Origin of the sequence: Streptomyces sp. NBC_00510 (assembly GCA_036013505.1) — a bacterium.
Taxonomy (GTDB): domain Bacteria; phylum Actinomycetota; class Actinomycetes; order Streptomycetales; family Streptomycetaceae; genus Actinacidiphila.
Genome location: CP107851.1, coordinates 8293002 through 8310339 on the forward strand (window position 1 = coordinate 8293002; position 17338 = coordinate 8310339).

16 protein-coding genes are annotated in these 17338 nt (G+C 72.1%); 7 read left to right on the plus strand and 9 right to left on the minus strand.

What is annotated here, in order from left to right:
- Positions 1-130: 130 nt before the first annotated feature.
- Both OG937_37600 and OG937_37605 read left to right on the plus strand, forming a co-directional pair.
- Positions 131-613 carry a MarR family transcriptional regulator gene (locus OG937_37600; protein ID WUD77015.1) on the plus strand — a complete coding sequence of 161 codons (483 nt, stop codon included), beginning with the start codon at positions 131-133 and terminating at the stop codon, positions 611-613.
- Positions 610-1062 (plus strand): MarR family transcriptional regulator, encoded by a 453-nt coding sequence (locus tag OG937_37605; GenBank protein ID WUD77016.1) that lies wholly within the window; start codon positions 610-612, stop codon positions 1060-1062. The genes OG937_37600 and OG937_37605 overlap by 4 nt, the downstream gene beginning before the upstream one ends.
- A 99-nt stretch (positions 1063-1161) precedes the next feature.
- Here OG937_37605 and OG937_37610 read toward each other — a convergent pair whose 3' ends face one another.
- The gene (locus OG937_37610; GenBank protein WUD77017.1) at positions 1162-1854 is read right to left on the minus strand and encodes a hypothetical protein; all 693 of its coding nucleotides are present in this window, start codon (positions 1852-1854) and stop codon (positions 1162-1164) included.
- A 476-nt stretch (positions 1855-2330) separates the two neighbouring features.
- On the opposite strand from OG937_37610, the gene OG937_37615 reads away from it, so the two are divergent.
- From OG937_37615 to OG937_37625, 3 genes are all read left to right on the plus strand, one after another.
- A complete protein-coding gene (locus tag OG937_37615) occupies positions 2331-3044 on the plus strand; it encodes a hypothetical protein (GenBank protein WUD77018.1) in 714 nt (237 codons plus the stop codon).
- 168 nt (positions 3045-3212) lie between these two features.
- Entirely contained in the window at positions 3213-5999 is a 2787-nt protein-coding gene (locus OG937_37620) for an AAA family ATPase (GenBank protein ID WUD77019.1), read from the plus strand.
- 214 nt (positions 6000-6213) lie between these two features.
- Entirely contained in the window at positions 6214-7287 is a 1074-nt protein-coding gene (locus OG937_37625) for a serine/threonine-protein phosphatase (GenBank protein ID WUD77020.1), read from the plus strand.
- On the opposite strand, the gene OG937_37630 is transcribed toward OG937_37625, so the two are convergent.
- The 3 genes from OG937_37630 to OG937_37640 form a co-directional block, all read right to left on the minus strand.
- Positions 7288-8289 carry a helix-turn-helix domain-containing protein gene (locus OG937_37630; GenBank protein ID WUD77021.1) on the minus strand — a complete coding sequence of 334 codons (1002 nt, stop codon included), beginning with the start codon at positions 8287-8289 and terminating at the stop codon, positions 7288-7290.
- 485 nt (positions 8290-8774) lie between these two features.
- On the minus strand, positions 8775-9434 hold the full coding sequence (locus tag OG937_37635) for a hemerythrin domain-containing protein (GenBank protein ID WUD77022.1): 660 nt from the start codon (positions 9432-9434) through the stop codon (positions 8775-8777).
- A gap of 449 nt (positions 9435-9883) precedes the next feature.
- Positions 9884-10375, minus strand: a complete 492-nt coding sequence (locus OG937_37640; protein WUD77023.1) for a cupin domain-containing protein — start codon at positions 10373-10375, stop codon at positions 9884-9886.
- A gap of 578 nt (positions 10376-10953) precedes the next feature.
- On the opposite strand from OG937_37640, the gene OG937_37645 reads away from it, so the two are divergent.
- Positions 10954-12285 (plus strand): FAD-dependent monooxygenase, encoded by a 1332-nt coding sequence (locus OG937_37645; GenBank protein WUD77024.1) that lies wholly within the window; start codon positions 10954-10956, stop codon positions 12283-12285.
- Between the two features lie 81 nt (positions 12286-12366).
- On the opposite strand, the gene OG937_37650 is transcribed toward OG937_37645, so the two are convergent.
- Positions 12367-13260, minus strand: coding sequence for a polysaccharide deacetylase family protein (locus OG937_37650; GenBank protein WUD77025.1), 894 nt, complete (start codon positions 13258-13260; stop codon positions 12367-12369).
- 116 nt (positions 13261-13376) lie between these two features.
- Between OG937_37650 and OG937_37655 the strand changes: the two genes are divergently transcribed.
- On the plus strand, positions 13377-13925 hold the full coding sequence (locus tag OG937_37655; protein ID WUD77026.1) for a YciI family protein: 549 nt from the start codon (positions 13377-13379) through the stop codon (positions 13923-13925).
- 72 nt (positions 13926-13997) lie between these two features.
- Here the strand turns inward: OG937_37655 and OG937_37660 are convergent, their stop codons facing one another.
- The 4 genes from OG937_37660 to OG937_37675 all read right to left on the minus strand — a co-directional run bounded on the left by OG937_37660 (position 13998) and on the right by OG937_37675 (position 17267).
- On the minus strand, positions 13998-14930 hold the full coding sequence (locus tag OG937_37660; protein ID WUD77027.1) for a hypothetical protein: 933 nt from the start codon (positions 14928-14930) through the stop codon (positions 13998-14000).
- Positions 14931-15053: 123 nt separating this feature from the next.
- The gene (locus OG937_37665; GenBank protein ID WUD77028.1) at positions 15054-15896 is read right to left on the minus strand and encodes an alpha/beta hydrolase; all 843 of its coding nucleotides are present in this window, start codon (positions 15894-15896) and stop codon (positions 15054-15056) included.
- Positions 15893-16489, minus strand: a complete 597-nt coding sequence (locus OG937_37670; protein ID WUD77029.1) for a WHG domain-containing protein — start codon at positions 16487-16489, stop codon at positions 15893-15895. The genes OG937_37665 and OG937_37670 overlap by 4 nt, the downstream gene beginning before the upstream one ends.
- A gap of 286 nt (positions 16490-16775) precedes the next feature.
- The gene (locus OG937_37675; protein ID WUD77030.1) at positions 16776-17267 is read right to left on the minus strand and encodes an FBP domain-containing protein; all 492 of its coding nucleotides are present in this window, start codon (positions 17265-17267) and stop codon (positions 16776-16778) included.
- Positions 17268-17338: the final 71 nt, after the last annotated feature.

The following is a 17338-nucleotide window of genomic DNA, read 5'->3' on the forward strand; positions in this document are numbered from 1 at the left end:
AAGTCCGGGTGCACGAAGTAGGCGTCACCGAGCCGGACTCGGGCAGAACCGGGCGTAGGGCGCGGGCTGGGCGGGTTCGGAAGCCGGGATTTAGTAGCCATGTACATAGTAGCCATGTACAGTATTTGGCGTGAGTCCAGCAACTGAGAGCGCCACGCCGGGGTACCTGGTCTGGCGCCTGTCGATGAAATGGCGGGTGGCCGTCGACCGGGCGGTCGCACCACTGGGCCTGACCCACGCCCAGTACGCGGTGATGGCTTCCCTGTACGGCATGTCGCGCTCCGGGCTGCGGCCCAGCCAGCGCCGGCTCGCGGACCACACCGGCCTCGAACCGCTGTACGTCTCCAAGCTCGCCCGCGCCCTGGAGACCGCCGGACTCGTCGACCGGACCCGGGACCCGGGCGACCCTCGCGCCATGCAGCTGTCGCTGACCGAGCAGGGGCGCGACGTCACGCGCCGCGCGATCGGCGTGGTCCAGGGCCTGCTGGACCAGTTGCTGGAGCCGCTCGGGGGACAGGACAGCCCGCGCACGCGGCAGTTCACCCGCGAGCTGGCGACCTTGATCGACGCACCTCTTGATCCGTACACCGAGAACGACGAGGAGCAGTCATGACCACCACCACACCCGCACCCACGGCCAACGGCCGGGTCATCGCCCTTGCGCACTATGCCGCGCGCGCCCTCCTGGAGGGCGTTCTGGCCCGCCACGGCGCCACGTTCCACCAGAGTGTGACGCTCCGGGTCGTCGTGGCCGCGGGCGGGGTCATCGGCCGGGACGAGCTCGTCGGTGACGTCATCGGCTCGCTCAAGACCGACGAGTCGGTCGTGCGCGGCGTGATCGAGGAGCTGACCGCCGCAATGCTGTTGGAGGAAGACCCGGCCGAGGCGTCCCGGATACGGCTCACGGACGCCGGACGGGAGTTGTACGAGAGCACCACCACGGAGACCGCCGAGATCTCCGCCCGGCTGTACGCCGGCATCCCGGCCGAGGACCTCGCTGTCGCGGGTCGCGTGCTGACCCTGATCACCGAGCGTGCGAACGCCGCGTTGGCCGGGGCTTGAGGTCCTCTCCCGCTCGTCGCCGTTCCGGGGGCTGCGGCCTCCTGAGCCGGGGCCCGGCGCGCCATGCGGCACGCCGGGCCTTCCACGGGTGGGGCCCACTCACCACCAGATGACCATGTATCCGGCCCCACCGGGCTTCCCCGCGGGGCTTGTTGTGGTTCCGCCGTCGCCTCCCGAGCCCGAATCCCCGATCGGTGGCTGCCCGATGAACGCAAACCCCACGGGCGGCGTGACGATGCCGTTCGCCGCGGGGCCTCCCTGGCCGGTGTTCAGGCCCGGTTCGCCTGAGCGGGAGACGGCTTCCGGGTTGAGGGGCGGACCGCAGAAACCGATGCCCGGCGCGCCACTTCCGATGGAGGAAGCGGGTCCACCGGAGCCGCCCGTGGCGAGCGCGACTGCGAAGTTGTTGGGAGGGGCGAACAGGAGCGAGAGTCCGCCCTGGGTGCCCGCGGTATTGGCGGGGCCGCCGGCTCCGCCCTCGCCGATGGTGACCGTGTGAGGTTGCCCCGGCTGTACCTGGACGGTGCACCAGACGAAGCCGCCGCCGCCCCCACCGGTGCCGTTGCTGCCGTTCGTCCTCACTCCGGCGCCGCCACCACCGGCGCCCCACAGCTGGACGAAGACGGTGGTGACCCCGTCGGGCGGGACGAAGGTTCCGCTGGCGCTGAATTGCCGCAGACCGTGAACGGCGCTGGGCCCGGGCGGGCCCGCGGGGCCCTGCAGGCCGACGGGACCCAGGGATCCCGGGTCTCCCTGCGGGCCGACGGGACCCTGCGGCCCGGTGGGCCCCACGGAGCCGGGGTCGCCTGACGGTCCCGCGGGCCCTGCGGGGCCCGGCGCGCCTGACGGCCCGGCAGCTCCGGTCGGCCCGCTCGGACCCGTCAGACCCGCAGGCCCGGCCGGACCCGGGGGTCCCGGCGGGCCGGGCGGTCCGGGGCGGCCCGATCGCGGCGGGCAGTAGCCGGGCACGGCCGGGACGAAGAAGCACGGGAAAGCGGAGCTCTGCGGGGCGGCGACCGGAGACGTGAGCACGGGAGTCGCGGCGCGCTCTCCGCTGCCCGCATGCGCCATTCCCGTCACGGCGCCGGACGTCAGAGCCACGGCCGCGGCTACCGTCCACACGCGCACGCACCTCGGACGGCGTCCGGCCGGCGCCGCCAAGCCGACTCGGCGGATCACAGCATCACCTCCAGCATGGGGCATCGAGGGCGGACTGCACCGCTCTCCCGCGGCAAGAATCACCCCGGGTTGCACCTGACGCACCCTCAGTGGCCGACCGGGTGACGGGCCTCGGGCACGCCGGGGAGCGCGAGGGCGGCGGGCCGGGGCCGGACGGCGCGATTCCGTGGTATCCAGGCCTGAGTTGGGGCGATCGACTGGTGGGGGAGAGAGCCGTGAGGACACTGGGCGGGGCGGTGCTGGCCGGGGTGGTTCTCGCCGCCGGGGTGGTGGGCTCGACAGGCTGCACCCTCACCATCGGCGAGACGGCGGGGGAGCCGGCGGACGTCGCGGTGGTCACCGCGACCGCTTCCGCCACGTCTTCGTCGTCCGGCCCACCGTCCGCGTCGGCGTCCGCCTCCGTGTCCGCCTCGACCTCCCCGTCGCCCTCGCCGAGCCGTACCGCGACACCGGTGCCCGTCCGCGGACCGGATCAGAAGCTGGTGGTGATGACGGTCAGTGGTGGCTTCGCAGGCGTCCACCAGCAGGTGATGCTCCGGGGTGACGGCACCGTCTTCACCGGCGCAAAGGGCCAGCCCGTACTGCGTCGGGTCGGCGCCGCCCAGTTCAAGGAATTGCGGATCCTGCTCGGTGACCCGGCGCTGGAAGACGTCCCGGACTTCACCATGAACATGGCGGCAAACGACATGTTCCAGTACACCCTGCAATTCAACGGCCGCACGGTGATGACGGACCGCTCCAGCAAGCTGCCCGCGCTGGAAAGGCTCATCAACGCCCTGAGTCGGTGGCTCCCAGGTCGTTGACCTGCACTCCCTTGACAGAAGTGGTCCGGGAGTCGTCCATCGGGAATACCGCAGGTGAATTCTCCTGCGGTCATGAGTCGGATATCACGACGGCCCGCACGAATACGCCACCCGTGCCGTGTGAGAATCATTGCGTCCAGCCCCGGAACCAGAGAGCCGGAAACTCCGATGCAAACCTCCGTGTACACCGCCGACGTCGGCGGTGGAACGCGCCAGGGGCTGGTCGGTCGCGCGGGGGACGTGGACCGGATCGAGGGTCTGCTCGGCTCGGTCGATTCCGGTGGCGCGGTGCTGCTGTCCGGCGAGCCCGGGGTGGGCAAGACGGCGCTGCTCGGCCATCTCGCCCAGAGAGCACTGGCAGTCGGCGCCAGGGTGCTGCGGGCGGCGGGCACGCGGTCCGAGAGCGACGTGGAGTACGCGGCACTCAACCAGCTGCTCTTCCCGCTGTGGGAGGAGGATCCCCAGGCCCTGGACGGGGCGCACCGCGAGGCACTGCGGGTGGCCCTGGGCTTCGGCGAGGGACCCGCGCCCGAGCGGTTCCTCGTCTCCAACGCGGCCCTGGTACTGCTCCGCAGCGCGGCCACCGCGACGCCGGTACTGCTGGTCGTCGACGACCTCGATGCGGTGGACCCGGCGAGCGCGGCCGTGCTGGGATTCGCCGCACGCCGGCTCCCGGGAAGCCGCGTCAGGTTCCTGGCGGCCGTCCGCAAGGGTCGTCGCAGCCCTGTCGAGGAGGGCGTGCGCGCCGGACACGAGGTCCTGCCGCTGGACGAGAGCGCGTCGCGGCTCCTGGCCGGCTCGTCCCATCCGGACCTCGCCGGGCCGGTCGTGGAGTGCGTCGTCGCCGTGGCGCAGGGCAACCCGCTGGCCCTGGTCGAGTTGCCGGCGGCCCTGACCGGGCCGCAGCGCGCCGGGCTGGAGCGGCCGCCCGCCGCGCTGCCGCTCACGCGGCGCCTGCGCGAGGTCTTCGGCCCGTGCGTGGCGGAGCTGCCCGCGGCGACACGTCGTCTGCTGCTGGTGTCCGCGCTGGAGGGGACGGGGGACCTGGCCGTCGTGCAGACCGCCGCGCACAGGCTCGGCGTCGGGGCCGACCTGGTGGACCTGGAGGCCGCCGAGCGCGACGGCCTCGTGCGGATCGAGGAGTTCGACCACCGCGTGAGCTTCCGGCACCCGCTGTTCCGTGTCGCGGTGATCGACGCGTCCACCTCCGCGGAGCGCCGTGCCGTGCACCGCGAACTCGCCGAAGTGCTGCACGACCGCCCCGACCAGCGCGCATGGCACCTGGGGGAGGCGTGCGTGGAACAGGACGAACACGTCGCCGCGTTGCTGGAGGGCACCGCCCACCAGGTCCTGCGGCGCGGCGACGCCATGGCCGCGATCCGGGCCCTCACCAAGGCCGCGCACCTGAGCCCCGGCGCGGCCGACCGCGGCCGCCGGCTGGCCACCGCCGCGTACATACGGGCGGACGCCTCCGGTGAGCTGACCATGGCGTCCCGCCTTCTTGACGACGCCCGGCGCTTTGGCTCCGACGACCGCGCGTCCCTCTACTCGGCGGCGGTCGCGGTCCACCGGCTGCTCGACGGCGAGGGGGACATCGACACGGCCCACCAGGTGCTCCTCGGCGCGATCGAGAACGGCGACCATCCCTACCGCGCCTGCGACCCGGCCCTCGAGGAGGCCCTCTACCTGTTGTTCATGCTGTGCTGCCTGGGCGGCCGCGAAGAGCTGTGGGCGCCCCTCCACCGGATCCTGGACCGGCTCGGGCCCGACGCGCCGCGCCTGCTGGGGGTGAACGTCGCCACCCAGGGCGATCCCGCACGCACCGCCCTGGCGGCACTGGGGGACCTGGAGGAACTCATCGCGGGCCTTTCCCAGGAGACGGCCCCGTCGAGGATCACGCGGATCGGCGCCGCGAGCATCGCCGCCGACCGGCTCTCCGGAGTGCGTGACGCCATATCACGCGTCCTGCCCCAGGGCCGCCGGCAGATCGTCACCCTGCCGCTCCTGTGCACGGACGCGTTCCTCGCGGGCCGGTGGGACGACACGACGGAGCTTGCCGACGAGGGACTGCGCCTGTGCAAGGAGCACGCCTTCGAGGCGGTCTCCTGGTACTTCCGCTACTACAAGGCGGTCGTCGCCGCGGCCCGCGGCGAAGCGGGCCTCGCGCAGGAGGCGGCCGACGCGATGGCCCTGTGGGGGACGTCCCGTGGCGCGCACCATCTGGTGACCCTGGCGGACCACATCCGGGTGCTCGTCGCGCAGGCGGAGGGCGATTTCGAGCGTGCCTACCGGCACGCGGCGGCCATCAGCCCGCCCGGTGAACTGGCCCCGTACACCCCGGTGGCGCTGCTGGTGGCCGGGGACGTGGTGGAGGCGGCCGTGCGCACCCAGCGGCCGGCGGAGGCGGCCGCCCACGTGACCGCCGTCCGGCAGGCCGGGATCGCGGCGCTCTCCCCGCGCAGGGCCATGCTCGTCGACGCTTCGGCGGCGATGGCTGCCGGCGCGGACGAGGAGGCGATCGAGCACTTCGAGCGGGCCCTGTCGCACCCCGGCCTCCAGCAGTGGCCCTTCGACCTGGCACGCGTGACCCTGGCCTACGGCGAACGCCTGCGCAAGGCGCGGTCGACCACCGACGCCAGGGCGTCACTGAGCGCGGCTCTGGCGACCTTCGAGCAACTCGGCGCACGGCCGTGGGCGGACCGGGCGAGGCGCGCGCTGCAGGCGACCGGATGGATGGTCAAGCGGGCCGACGGGCCGGAGTCCGTCGGCCTCACCCCGCAGGAGGTCGAGATCGCCCATCTCGCGGCTTCCGGCCTGACCAACAAGCAGATCGCCGAGCGGCTCTACCTGTCCCCCCGCACCGTGGGGGGCCATCTGGGCCGGGTCTTCCCCAAGCTCGGCATCACCTCCCGTGCGGCGCTCCGCGACGCCCTGACGGGCCTTGCCAAGCGCTAGCCGCGGACGTGCGGGGGCCCGACTCGACGCCCAGGTGGGTGGGGACTGCACGGGTGGGCAAGGGGCCGTGCACAACGGGGCAAGGAGCCCGGCGGGGACCCCTCCTACGGTCGAGTTGTCCCATCACGAGTGGGACGTCAATGCGCGGGTCCGGCACCGTTCGCGGATCCGTCGGCTCCCGGCCCCGCGCACGAACTCCAAGGGAGTGATGCCGATGCCGGACATCGAACAGTTCGAGGAGGAGCCCGACGGCGGGCGGCCGACACGGCACTTGGCCGTCGTGGGCGGCGTGGCGTGGATGCTCGCGGTGTGCGCGGTGTGCGTGGTCCTGCCGCTGTACGCCCATCCGAGTCTCGCGTGCGGACTCGCTCCGCTGGTCACCGCGGGGGTCGTGGCGGTGGTGATGGCCCGCATGAAGGACCGGTACCGCCACGGGGCGGCGCGGGCGCGCGCCGTGTCGGACACGGTGCGGCGGACCCTGCTGCGACCGCTCCCCGAGCGGGTCGGGGCGCTGGGGCTCGCCTCCGTCTACCGGGCCTGCGGCGGGCGGGGACAGGTCGGCGGGGACCTCTACGCCGTCGCGCGCAAAGGCGGGACGACCCGCCTGATCATCGGTGACGTGTGCGGCAAGGGCCTGCCCACGTTCGAGGACGTCGCGGCCGTGCTCGGGGCCTTCCGCGAATGGGCCCCGCGTGCGGCGACCCTGGCGGAGCTGTCGGCGCGGCTGGAGGAGAGCTTCCTGCGCCACCTGGCCGAAGTCGAGGGCGCCGTCCGCGACACGGACGAACGCTTCGTGACCGCGCTGCTGTTGGAGGTAAGAGACGGCGAGGGGTTCGCCCGCATGGTCAACCACGGCCATCCGCCGCCCGTACGGGCCCGCGGGGGGAGCGTCGCCCTTGTGGCGGGCTGCCCGTCACCCCCGCTGGGACTGCGTGCTCTGCGGGAATGCGGGGCCATCGAGGAACGCTTCGAACTGGCCCCCGGAGACACGCTGTTGCTCTACACCGACGGGCTCGTCGAGGCCCGCGACGCCGCGGGGCACTGCTACCCGCTGATGGACCGCGCGACGGCGTGGCGCTGGGTCCGGCAGGGCCCGGCCCACCACGAATGCCTGCCGGAAGCGCTCGGGGAGATCCTCCGGGACCTCGTCGACCACGCCGGTGCGCTCCCGGAGGACGATCTCGCGATGGTCGCGCTGACCCGGATGGAGGAGCCGGCCGCCGCCGCGCTGCCCCGGCCCGCCGGTGAGGCCCTTGGCGAGGACGCGGGGCAGCTGCGGCAGGACTGATCACCTGTCGGTCTGCTGGGGGAGGCCGGCTGCCTGGAGGGGTGCGACCTGCAGGGCGCCGGCCTGCCGCCACTCCGCCGGGGAGAGACCGTAGACCGCCCGGAAGGTGCGGCTGAAGTGCGCGTGGCTGGCGAAGCCCCACCGGTGCGCGATCGCCGCCACCGTCTGTCCCGCGAGCTCCGGCCGTACGAGGTCCCTGCGGCAGGCTTCCAGCCTCAGGCGCTGGATCCAGCGGCCGACGGTCATGGGCTCGTCCTGGAAGAGCTGGTACAGGTAGCGGACGGAGATGTGGTGCGCGATCGCGACCGACGCCGGGGAGAGCGCGGGATCGTCCAGGTGGGCGCGGACGTACGCACGGACGCGCTGCAGCAGGGCCCGCTCCACCGCGGCCTGCTCCCCTGAGGAGCCCTCCAGGGCGACCAGGGCGGTGAGCACGTCGACGATGCCCTGCCGCAGGAACCGCTTCGCGTCCTGTGCGCAGATGCAGTGTTCCGTCGTCGTCACGAGCCCGTCGACGTATGAGGCGAGGATCCCGCCGATCCCGTGGCCGGGGGAATAGGTCCGGCCGGTGGCCAGGCGCAGGAGCGAGTCGGGGAGGTCCAGCAGCTGGCGCGGGACCGTGGCCACGTGCTGCTGGACGGGGCCGGCGAAGTCCAGGACGTACGGCCTGCGGCTGTCGAGGATGACGAATTCACCGGCGGCCACCAGCGTCTCCCGGCCGTCCTGGGCCGCGACGCTGCCGCCGGCGTGTTGCAGGCTCACGATGAGCGAGCCGTCGCCGTCGGCGGCGATGAGCGGCGCGGTACGTGCCATCCGTTGCGGGCTCGCTTCGAGGAAGCCGGCCTGGACGCCGGCGACGGAGGCCTGGCGTATCGCCCCGTGGAGCTCGGCCGTCCCCTCGGTGCGGATCTCCAGCCGGGTGAACGCCCTGCGTACGGCGTCCCTCCAGTACTCGGCCCGCTCGGCGGGCGGTTGGATGTCTGTGCAGAATGCTTCGATCACGATGTCCTCGCGAACTGTGAGGAGTTGCCCGGTTCCCCGGGGCCCGGGCGGCGCATTCCGCGTCACGCGCGGCCCACTCGGGGAACCCCCATCGCGGCCACCGTAGGGTCCTGCCCAGGCCATCGGCGGCCCTTCCGGCGGGGAGTGCGGGACACCCGCAGATATTGTGGGGACATCCGCAAACATGAATTCCCGCTGCTGGGATATTTATCACATAAGGCAATATGCACGCGGAATGTGTATTGAGAGAAATCTCACAATTGATTCACATGTGCGAACCGGATGCCGAGTGGAATCGGAATAGGGCGGGATTGTGTCGTCGTATTCGGTGGGAGAGGGGTCCGGCAGGGAAAGCGAACGCATCCGCGCGCATCCGCCCGCATCCGCCCGCTTGTGCACGGGCCGTTCCTCCGGGCCGGCGCCAGGGCCGAGGTCGGTGCCTCGGCCCTGGCGCCCCGGTCCCGGCCGGGGAACCGGCGGGTGTGTCAGGAACCGACGCGCGCAGGCCTGACCGTTCCGTGGACCTGCCGGGCGTGGGACGCGTACCGGCGGCGTCCCAGGACGGGGACGATCAGCCGGACGGGCAGCGGGGCCGTCGCCAGCACCGCCTTGATGGTCTCCGGGTCGCCCTCGTACATCGCCATGCCGAAGACGAGCGGCAGATCCTTCTTCGGCGTGCTCGCCATCCCGTGCTCGCCGAGTTGGTGCCATTCCGCCGCGGTCACGTGCTTCGCGGCCAGCGGCAGGATCTCCTTCTCCTCCAGCGCCATGTGCCGGACGAGCACGGTCAACAGCCGCTCGAACGCGTCCGCGAGCTCCTCGCCTCCCCGCCCGGTGGAGCGCCATCCCCCGAGCAGTCCGGTCACCTCGCCGTGCAGTGCGTCGATGGCGTGGTGCTGCTGCTCCATCGTCGGCACGAGTGCCTCCGCCTCCACACCGGCGCGCTCGGCCAGCTTGGGCCACAGCAGCAGGTCCTCGCCCTCGTGGTGCGTGTGCAGGACCCGGCACACCAGCGCCGCGTGGGCACCGATGACCTCCGCGCGCCGGGCGTCGCCCGGTGCGACGGACCGGATGAGGTCGGGAAGCAGCCTGAACTCCCGGCGCAGCGCAGTGTGGGCCATGTACATGTCGCGCGTATCGGCCATGGGTTCATTGACGAGTGGAGCCATTGTCTCTTCCTTGTGCGGCCGCCTGGCATCCCGGGAGGGGACGACGCGGCCCGTGTCGGGCGTGGCCCTGCGCGCGGGCCGGCGGTCCGGTGGCATACGGGTCCGTCTGCGGTGGCACCCGGCGGGTGCCGCCGGGTGCCACGGAGTGCGCAGGGTGATCGGGGCAGGGGTAAGCGCAGGTCAGAGGCCTCGTCCGCTGCCCAGACCACTGTGGCACCGGTGCCGGGGCTGCCGCATGCGTCAAATGCCCCTGCGTCGCGGCCGCCGCATGGGTCGTCTGACCTCGTCCCCGCTGGTGAGGCGGTGCGGGGGCCGCGCGGTGCGAGCCGAGATTCGCCGGCGGGCACGGTCCCCTTCGGGAGGCAGAGGGGCTTGGGTGGTGACCGTCGGACGGCTGTCGTATTCCGGCCGTGGGGCCGGACCCGTCATTCGGGGAGGATGACGTTCCCCATGGCCTCGTTGACCGCGATCATTTCCGGAGTGAAATCCTCCGGGGTCCACAGGCGCGGCGAGTGCCCGGGCAGCGGGTCGTCCCCGAAGTCGAGGAAGAAGTTCTCGGGGCCGCCCGGGGTGAAGAAGAAGGCCATCTTGGCCTCGCGGTCGCTGATGTTCTTGAACCGGTGCCGTACACCACGCGGAACGAAGACGAAGTCTCCCGCCGAGGCGACGAAGGTGTTCTCGCCGTCCAGGAACTCCAGCTCGCCCTCGAGGACGTAGAACGCCTCGTCGTTGTGCTCGTGGAGATGCGCTATCGGTCCGTTGCCCGAGGGCACGGTGGCGACGACGAAGCCGAGCCGGCCGCCGGTCTCCTTGCTGTTGACCTTGATGGTGTACTCGTCACCGGCCACCCACTTGACGGGTCCCTCGGTGGAACGGACGTACAGTGCACCGCTCTTGTACTGCTCGGGGGTTGCCAATTCTCGCTCCTGTGCGAAGTCGTGGGATCGCGCATGCGGGGACGCCGCATGCGTGGGTCGCCGGGAGTCCCGGCCGTAACGAGAGGGGGGGGAAGGGGCGGCGAGGGGCGCGCAGTCGTTGCGGCGTCAAGTAACCATGAGTCAGCTTGACTCGTCAAGTAGAAGGCGGCTGAGCCCAGCTGGGCCGTCCCACGCTTTGCCATCGTTGCGGGGCGCGTCGGCTCAAGCGTCGGCCACCCCGCCGAGGGGGGTGTGTCAGGGCCCCTCGGCGGGCTCACCGCTCGTGGGGGCCGCACATATGCTTGCTGCATCAAGCAGGTTGCCGTACGCTCCGACGCGCCATCCGAAGTTCGAAGGCAACAGACCCTCACTAAAAGGTATTTGACGGAGTGTCTGTGCCCAGGCGGATGGTCGCGATCGTAGCTCGCGCAGGATCGGTCGGCCGAGCGCAGGCCGCCCACTGAGAGAAGCCCAAGGGTGGTGCGCGCAGCCATCGGGGCCAAGGAGAGTGTGTGGCTGTCTCGCCCATGACCGTGTACGACAGGATCGTCAGGTCGGACGTGCCCGAGCATCCCCCCATGCTGTTCGACACAGCGTGTGTGTTGGGTGGCAGTGTCGCCGGCCTTCTGGCGGCCCGGGTCCTCGCGGACCACGCCCGGACCGTTGTGATCGTCGAGCGGGACGAGACGAATACGCAGGGACACCCCCGTGCGGGCGTTCCCCACGATCGTCAGGTGCACGGGTTGCAGGCCGGCGGGCTCGTACAACTGGAGCGGTGGCTGCCGGGATTCACGCGGGAGGCGCGGGAACTGGGCGGCGTCCTGCTCGGGCCCCGGCGTATGACCATGTACGTCGACGGCAGGGAGCAACTCCGCACCGGAGACACCGAGTTCCTTTTCTGCACCCGCCCCTTCCTCGAGTCGCGCATCCGTAGCCGGGTCCTGGCCCTGCCCAACGTGGAGACCGTGGCGGCACAGGCGACGGGCCTGGAGTACGACGACAGCGGTGCGGTGGACGCCGTGCGGTACGTCGTCGACGGTGTCGCCGGCGTGCTGCCCGTCGACTTCGTGGTGGACGCGATGGGGCGCGCCACCAAGTCCTCGGACTGGGTCGAGCAGGCGGGCTTCGACAGGCCCCGGCTGCAGCGCATGCAGACCGGGGCCCACTACGCGACGGCGCTCTTCGAGCGGACCGGCCCGCACACGGAGGAGCCGTCCTTCACGGGCGCCCGGTTCACGCTGCCGCCCGGGCCGGGCGGCCTGGCCGTGGCCCTGGCCAAGCCCGTCGAGGACGACCAGTGGCTCGTGGGGCTCACCACCTACGCGGAGGGCCGGCCTCCCCGGTCGATCGAGGAGTTCCGCGCGCTGTGCGGGAAGCTGCCGTATCCCTTCGGGGAGGTGACCAGCGGCGCCGTCACCCGGGACGTCCTGACCTTCCACCAGTCGGACAGCCGGCGCCGTGATTTCACGGGGCTGTCGCGCTACCCCGCCGGCCTGGTCGGCGTCGGCGACGCGGTGGCCTCCCTGAACGCCACCTATGCGCAGGGCATGATGTCCGCCGCCCTCCACGCCTCCTGCCTGTCCGAATACCTGGGCGGTGGCATCGAACCCGGCGAACCGGCCACCGAGTTCTTCGCCCTGCAGGAAGTGGCCGTCGACGCCATGTGGGCCGTCTCGGCCGGCTCGGACGCCGCCCTCCGCGACGCGATCGAGGGGGCCGAGGTGCCCGAGGAGGTGCAGCGCCAGCGCTGGGCCATGGCTCAGCTCGCACAGGCCTCGCTCACGGACGTGACGATCGCCGAAGCGAGCACGGCGGTCTTCTACGGCCTGGCCCATCCGATGTCGCTCGCCGACCCCGCCCTCCTCGAGCGGGCCATCGCCGTGAACGTCCGGGAGTCCGCGAACTCCTGAGCCGTGCACGGTACGTCCACGACGGTGTCGACGGTTCTGTGGCCGGTGTGACCACTGTGCCGCGGCCGTCGTGGACCCCGTTCACCGCGCGGGGTCCGTGCACCAGGCCCGCTGGACCGATCGGTAGTCGATCACGCGGATGCCCTCCTGACGCAGAACAGCACGGGCCTGCGGCGAGGTGAGGAACGCGTAGTCCGTGCGGCGTACGAGCCAGCCACCGTCGACGGCCTGCGACCGCTCATCGCCCAGACCGGGATGCACGGCCCATTCGCTGAGCCCGGCGGGCAGGGCACGCAGCATGTCGGCGTACCGGGTCGCCTTTCCCTCGATGTCGAGGGAGAAGCTGTCGAGGAAGTCGTGGTCAGGGACCGGCAGTCCGCGTTGCCGCATCGTGCTGCGCCTGGGTTCGAGCCACACCCGGACCGCGAGTCCGTACTCGGCAGCCAGCGCCACGGTCAGGTCGAGGATGTCCTCGCGGCCGCCATCGGCGAGGCAATGGAAGTCCAGGTGGGTCGGCGTGAGCCCGGCGTCGGCGACGGCATCGATCTGGGCGCGGAACTCGAGCGCCACCTCATCGAGCCGAGCCTGGCCGAGCAACGCCGTCCGTCCGGCGGCCGTCGGCGCGAACAGCGCGCCCGTGGGGTCCAGCAGTGAGGGGATCCGTTCCTTGGCGGTCAGTGGCTCCCATGGGAGGCCGGGGAGGTCGCACACCAGGGTGAGGTGGATGCCGAACGGGATGTGGGGGCGTCGGCCGAGCAGTTGCATGGCCTGCGGCGCCGCGGGACACGGGACCATCAGGCTGCACGAACTGGCGATGCCTTCTTCGAGCGACTCGATCACGGCGGCGTTGATCGCCGGGTACATCCCGAAGTCATCGCAGTTGACGATCAGGAGCCGGGCATCGGGCGGATACCCCAGCAACTCGCTCGACGACTGTGCCGGCGTGACGGCTGCGGACCCGGTGGTTTCGTCCATGCCCGCAGTCTGAGCGGCGGCCGGACGTCACGCACCGGAATATCACCGCCTTGGCGTGGCCGGACGGCGCCGGTGCGTTCGAGCGGGTCGGGCCTGCGCTGGGGGAGAGTGTGCGCATGGAGTTCTTCTGCTACCACCGTGACCGGCCCGATTCGCTGACGCTGCGTCAAGAGCTGCTGGAGCAGCACTGGTCGTACATGGACCAGTACGAGAAGGAGATGATCGCCCGCGGCCCGACCCTCACCGCCGAGGACGGCGAGCCCACCGGCAGCGTGCACATAGTCGACCTGCCGAACGCTGCCGCTGCCCGCGCGTTCGCCTTCGACGAGCCCGGCTACCAGGCGGGCGTGTACCGGGACGTGCTGGTGCGCCGGTGGCGCAACCTGCTGGGGCGCACCATGTGGGACTTCCCCGGTGGCCGTACCGGCGGCAACCGGTACCTGGTGCTCGGCCTCGGGACGGGCCGGGGAGCCGACCTCGTCGTGCCGCCCACGCGGGACGACCTGATCGCGTACGGGCCCCTGCTGTCCGACGACGGCAGCACGTGGCTCGGGACGGCGGCACTGGTCCGGGCACCGGACGGGGACGCCGCGCGCGCTGTCCTGACCCCCGACGCGTACGCCGGGATCGAGGTCCACAACTGGCAGTTCGGCGGCAGGTCGTGATGTGAGGGGGCGGGGGCTCCGGGCCGTCAGGCCTGGAGCGCGAGGGCCGGGCGTGACCCTCCAGGGTTCCGGTCAGGGGTCCGGATCGTCGAGGCGTGCGATCAGCCGGTCGGCGTGGGCGGCCGCTTCATGGGCCCGGCGGCGGGCGTCGCGGGCGGCCTTGTCGGCCTCACGCAGCAGCCGTCGGGCCTGGCCCTGGCCGTCGCGGGCTGCCCGTACGGTCTGCTCCGCGTCCTTGACCTGCCCGAGCAGTCCGTCGAGGCGGGCCTGGGCCTCGTCGCGGTGCCGGTCCGCCGCGTCCAGGCCTTCCCGGGCGGCCGCTGCCCGGGCCTCGGCTTCCTGCTCCGCCCGGCGGGCCTGCTGTCCGGCCTGCTCGGCTTCCTCGCGTCGGCGCTGTCGCTCCGCATCGCGGCGGGCCCGCTCCGTGTCCTCGGCGGTCCGTGCCGGCTTCTTCTTCGCCCGTACGGGGGCGGGTGGTGTGCGGTGCGTGCCCTGGGCGGTGGTGGCCTGGCCGGTGATGTCCACGGTCGCCGACAGTGGCTTGGTCAGGCGGCCCTCCGCGAACGCCGCGCCGGCGTCGGGGTCGGCCAGTGCGGCGTGCAGGGTCTCCTCCACTTCCTGCACGGCTTGGCCGGCGAGGGGCTGTCCGGCTTCCGCGGCCAGTCGTCCGGCTTGCCCGGACAGTGCCTGCACGAGCTCCCGCTGCTGCCGGTTGAGCCGGCGGAGTTGTTCTCCGTCCAGGCTGCGGTGGGCCTGCCGCAGTGCTTCGCCGAGTTGGAGGAGCGGCCCGATCTCGTCCCGGCGTTCGCGGGCCAGCAGATTGGCGGCCCAGGCCGAGGTGGTGGGCTTGCGCAGGGCCGCGATCCGGTCGGCGAGGGGCCGGTCGCCGGCCTTCCTGGCGGCCTGCGCGTACGCGTTGCGGGCGGCGGTGAACTGCGCGGGCGGCAGCCGGTACAGCTCGTCGGCGACCGAGTCGAGGTCGGCGGGAGCGTCCTTGCCTGCCACGGTGCACCACCTGCCCGGCCGTCGGCCCCGCACGGGGCGCGCCGGGGACCGTTGCCGCCCATCGAACAACCGCCCCGGCCTTCCCGCAGCCGCACGGCGCCCAATCGGGTCGGGGACGCGGGTCTACTGGGTGCCGAGGGCCTCGCGGAGGTGCTTACCGAACTCGGTGGGGTGTGTCGTCAGGCCGATGTGGCTGCCGGGGAAGTACCGGAGTTCCGTGCCGAGGTGCTCGGCCAGGGAGGCCGCCGCGCGGTGGGGGAGCTCGCCGCGCGAGTCCTGGCCGGCGGCGAGCACGACCCGGTCCGACAGCGCCTTGAGGCGGCCGGTGTCGGGGGCGTAGGACATGAAGGCGGGCACGATGCGGCCGACGAAGAGGGGCAGGTTGCCCATGGTCCGCTCGACCCGCGCCGCCGCTCGTGGCGGCAGCTTGACCTCGGGCTTCGGGTCGGTGGTGTCGTCGTCCTTCCTCATGCCCTCGGCGAACGCGGCCATCGCCGCCTTGAGCCCTTGGGCGCGGAAGGTGTCCCGCACGCGGGCGACGAGTGCGCGGTGTTCGGGGGCGTCGGGGAGGACGTCCACGACCGGCGGTTCGTGTGCGACGAGGCGTGCGACGCGTTCGGGGTGGGTGGTGAGCAGGTGGAGGGCGGTGATCGCGCCCGAGCTGGCGCCGAAGACGCGGGCGGGTTCGTCGGGCGAGAGCAGGTCGAGGAGGTGGAGTGCGTCGTCGGCGTGTTCGGCGACGTGCTGTTCCGCGTCGGGGTCGTCGAGGGTGCTGCGGGACATGCCGCGCGGGTCGTAGGTCGCGACCGTGTACGCGGCGGCCAGGTCGTCGGCGATGTCGTCGAAGGTCGCGGCGCCGCCGGTTCCTCCCGCGATCAGGAGCAGGAGGGGGCCCCGGCCGCGGACTTCGTAGTGCAGGGTCGCGCCGTTCACGCGCAGGCTGCCGGTGGAGAGGTCGGTCGTCATGGGGCTGCTTCTCCTTCTCGGGACGGGGGCCAGTGCTCCAGGAGGTGGTGCAGGGCGTCGAGGGCGCGGAGCCAGGACTGCTGCGGTGAGCGCCGGTGGGCGAAGCCGCCGGCGGCCTCCAGGGCGACGAACCCGTGGAAGGTGCTGCGCAGCAGCCGTACGGCGTCGGTGAGGTCGGGCTCTGCGAGTCCGTAGGCGCGGAGCATGCCGTAGGTCAGCTCGACGGCGCGTCGTGGTCCGCGGGCTTTGGCGGCCAGTTCGGGGTCGATCTGCAGGGGGGTCTGCGTCGCGGTGTAGCGGCCGGGGTGCTGGTGGGCGTACTCGCGCCAGGCGTTGGCGAACGCGATGAGCGCGTCCTTGCCGGCCCGGCCCGCGGTGGCCTCGGCGATGCGGATGGTCTTCTCGTCGGCGGCCAGGAGCGCGATCCGTCCGCGCAGGTCCTCAAGGTTGCGCACGTGCGTGTAGAGGCTGGCGTCCCTGACGCCGAGCCGCCGGGCGACCTGGGACATGGTCACCTGGTCGAGTCCGACCTCGTCCGCCAGCTCGGCGCCCGCGACCGTCACCCGTTCCGCCGTCAGTCCGGCTCGCACCATGAACCCTCCCGCTTGCTCCTAGGAGCCCTCACTTTAACCTAGGGGTCCTAGGTTGCGCGAAGGGTTATCCGCATGCCCGAGCAGCTTCCCGGCGTGGCAGCACGGGTTCTCTGCCCCGAGGTGGTGCGGGCGGGGTCCTTGGCGGGGAGGCTCTGCCGCCCGGGATGTCAGCCGTTGTCCCGCTCGGCCGTGGTCAGGTCCTCGGCGAGGCGCCAGCCGTCCCCCGCGGGCTCGAACACGAAGAGGTGGGAGCTCACCCAGGGAATGGTCCGTGAGGCCGCCTCGCTCACATGGTGACCTTGGCGATGAACGCGGCGAGGTTCGCGACGGTCCGCTGGATCTTCTCCTCCAGGGTGAGCGTCTCGTGGAGCCGCGCGCCGATGCCCGCGTCCTTCATGCCCCGCACGTACAACGGGCAGGCGAGGTCGCTGCACATGTAGGCGCCCACGGTGTTGCCCTGCTGCCCGGCCTTGCCGGCTTTCGCGGCGACCATGAGCGAGACGCCCCCGGAGTGGGTGGTCAGGCACATCGAGCACATGCTGAGCCGTGCCTGCCAGGAGGCCGGGCCCGAGGTGCGCAGGGCGAGGGCCACCGTGCGGCCGTCCAGCTCGGTGGCGAGGTAGGACCGGTCGGGGGCCTGGGGGTCCCGCCAGCCGAGGAAGTCCAGGTCTTCCCACGGCTGCTCGGCCAGGTCACGGGGGACGAACAGGCGCTTGGCCTCGCCCTTGGTGCAGTTCACGAACGCGCTGCGGATCTCTTGCTCGGTCAACGGCTTCATGAGGCGGCAGGCTAGTTTGCCTAAAGCAATTAGGCAAGTTCTTAATAATCATCACTGGATGGTAAGAAGGC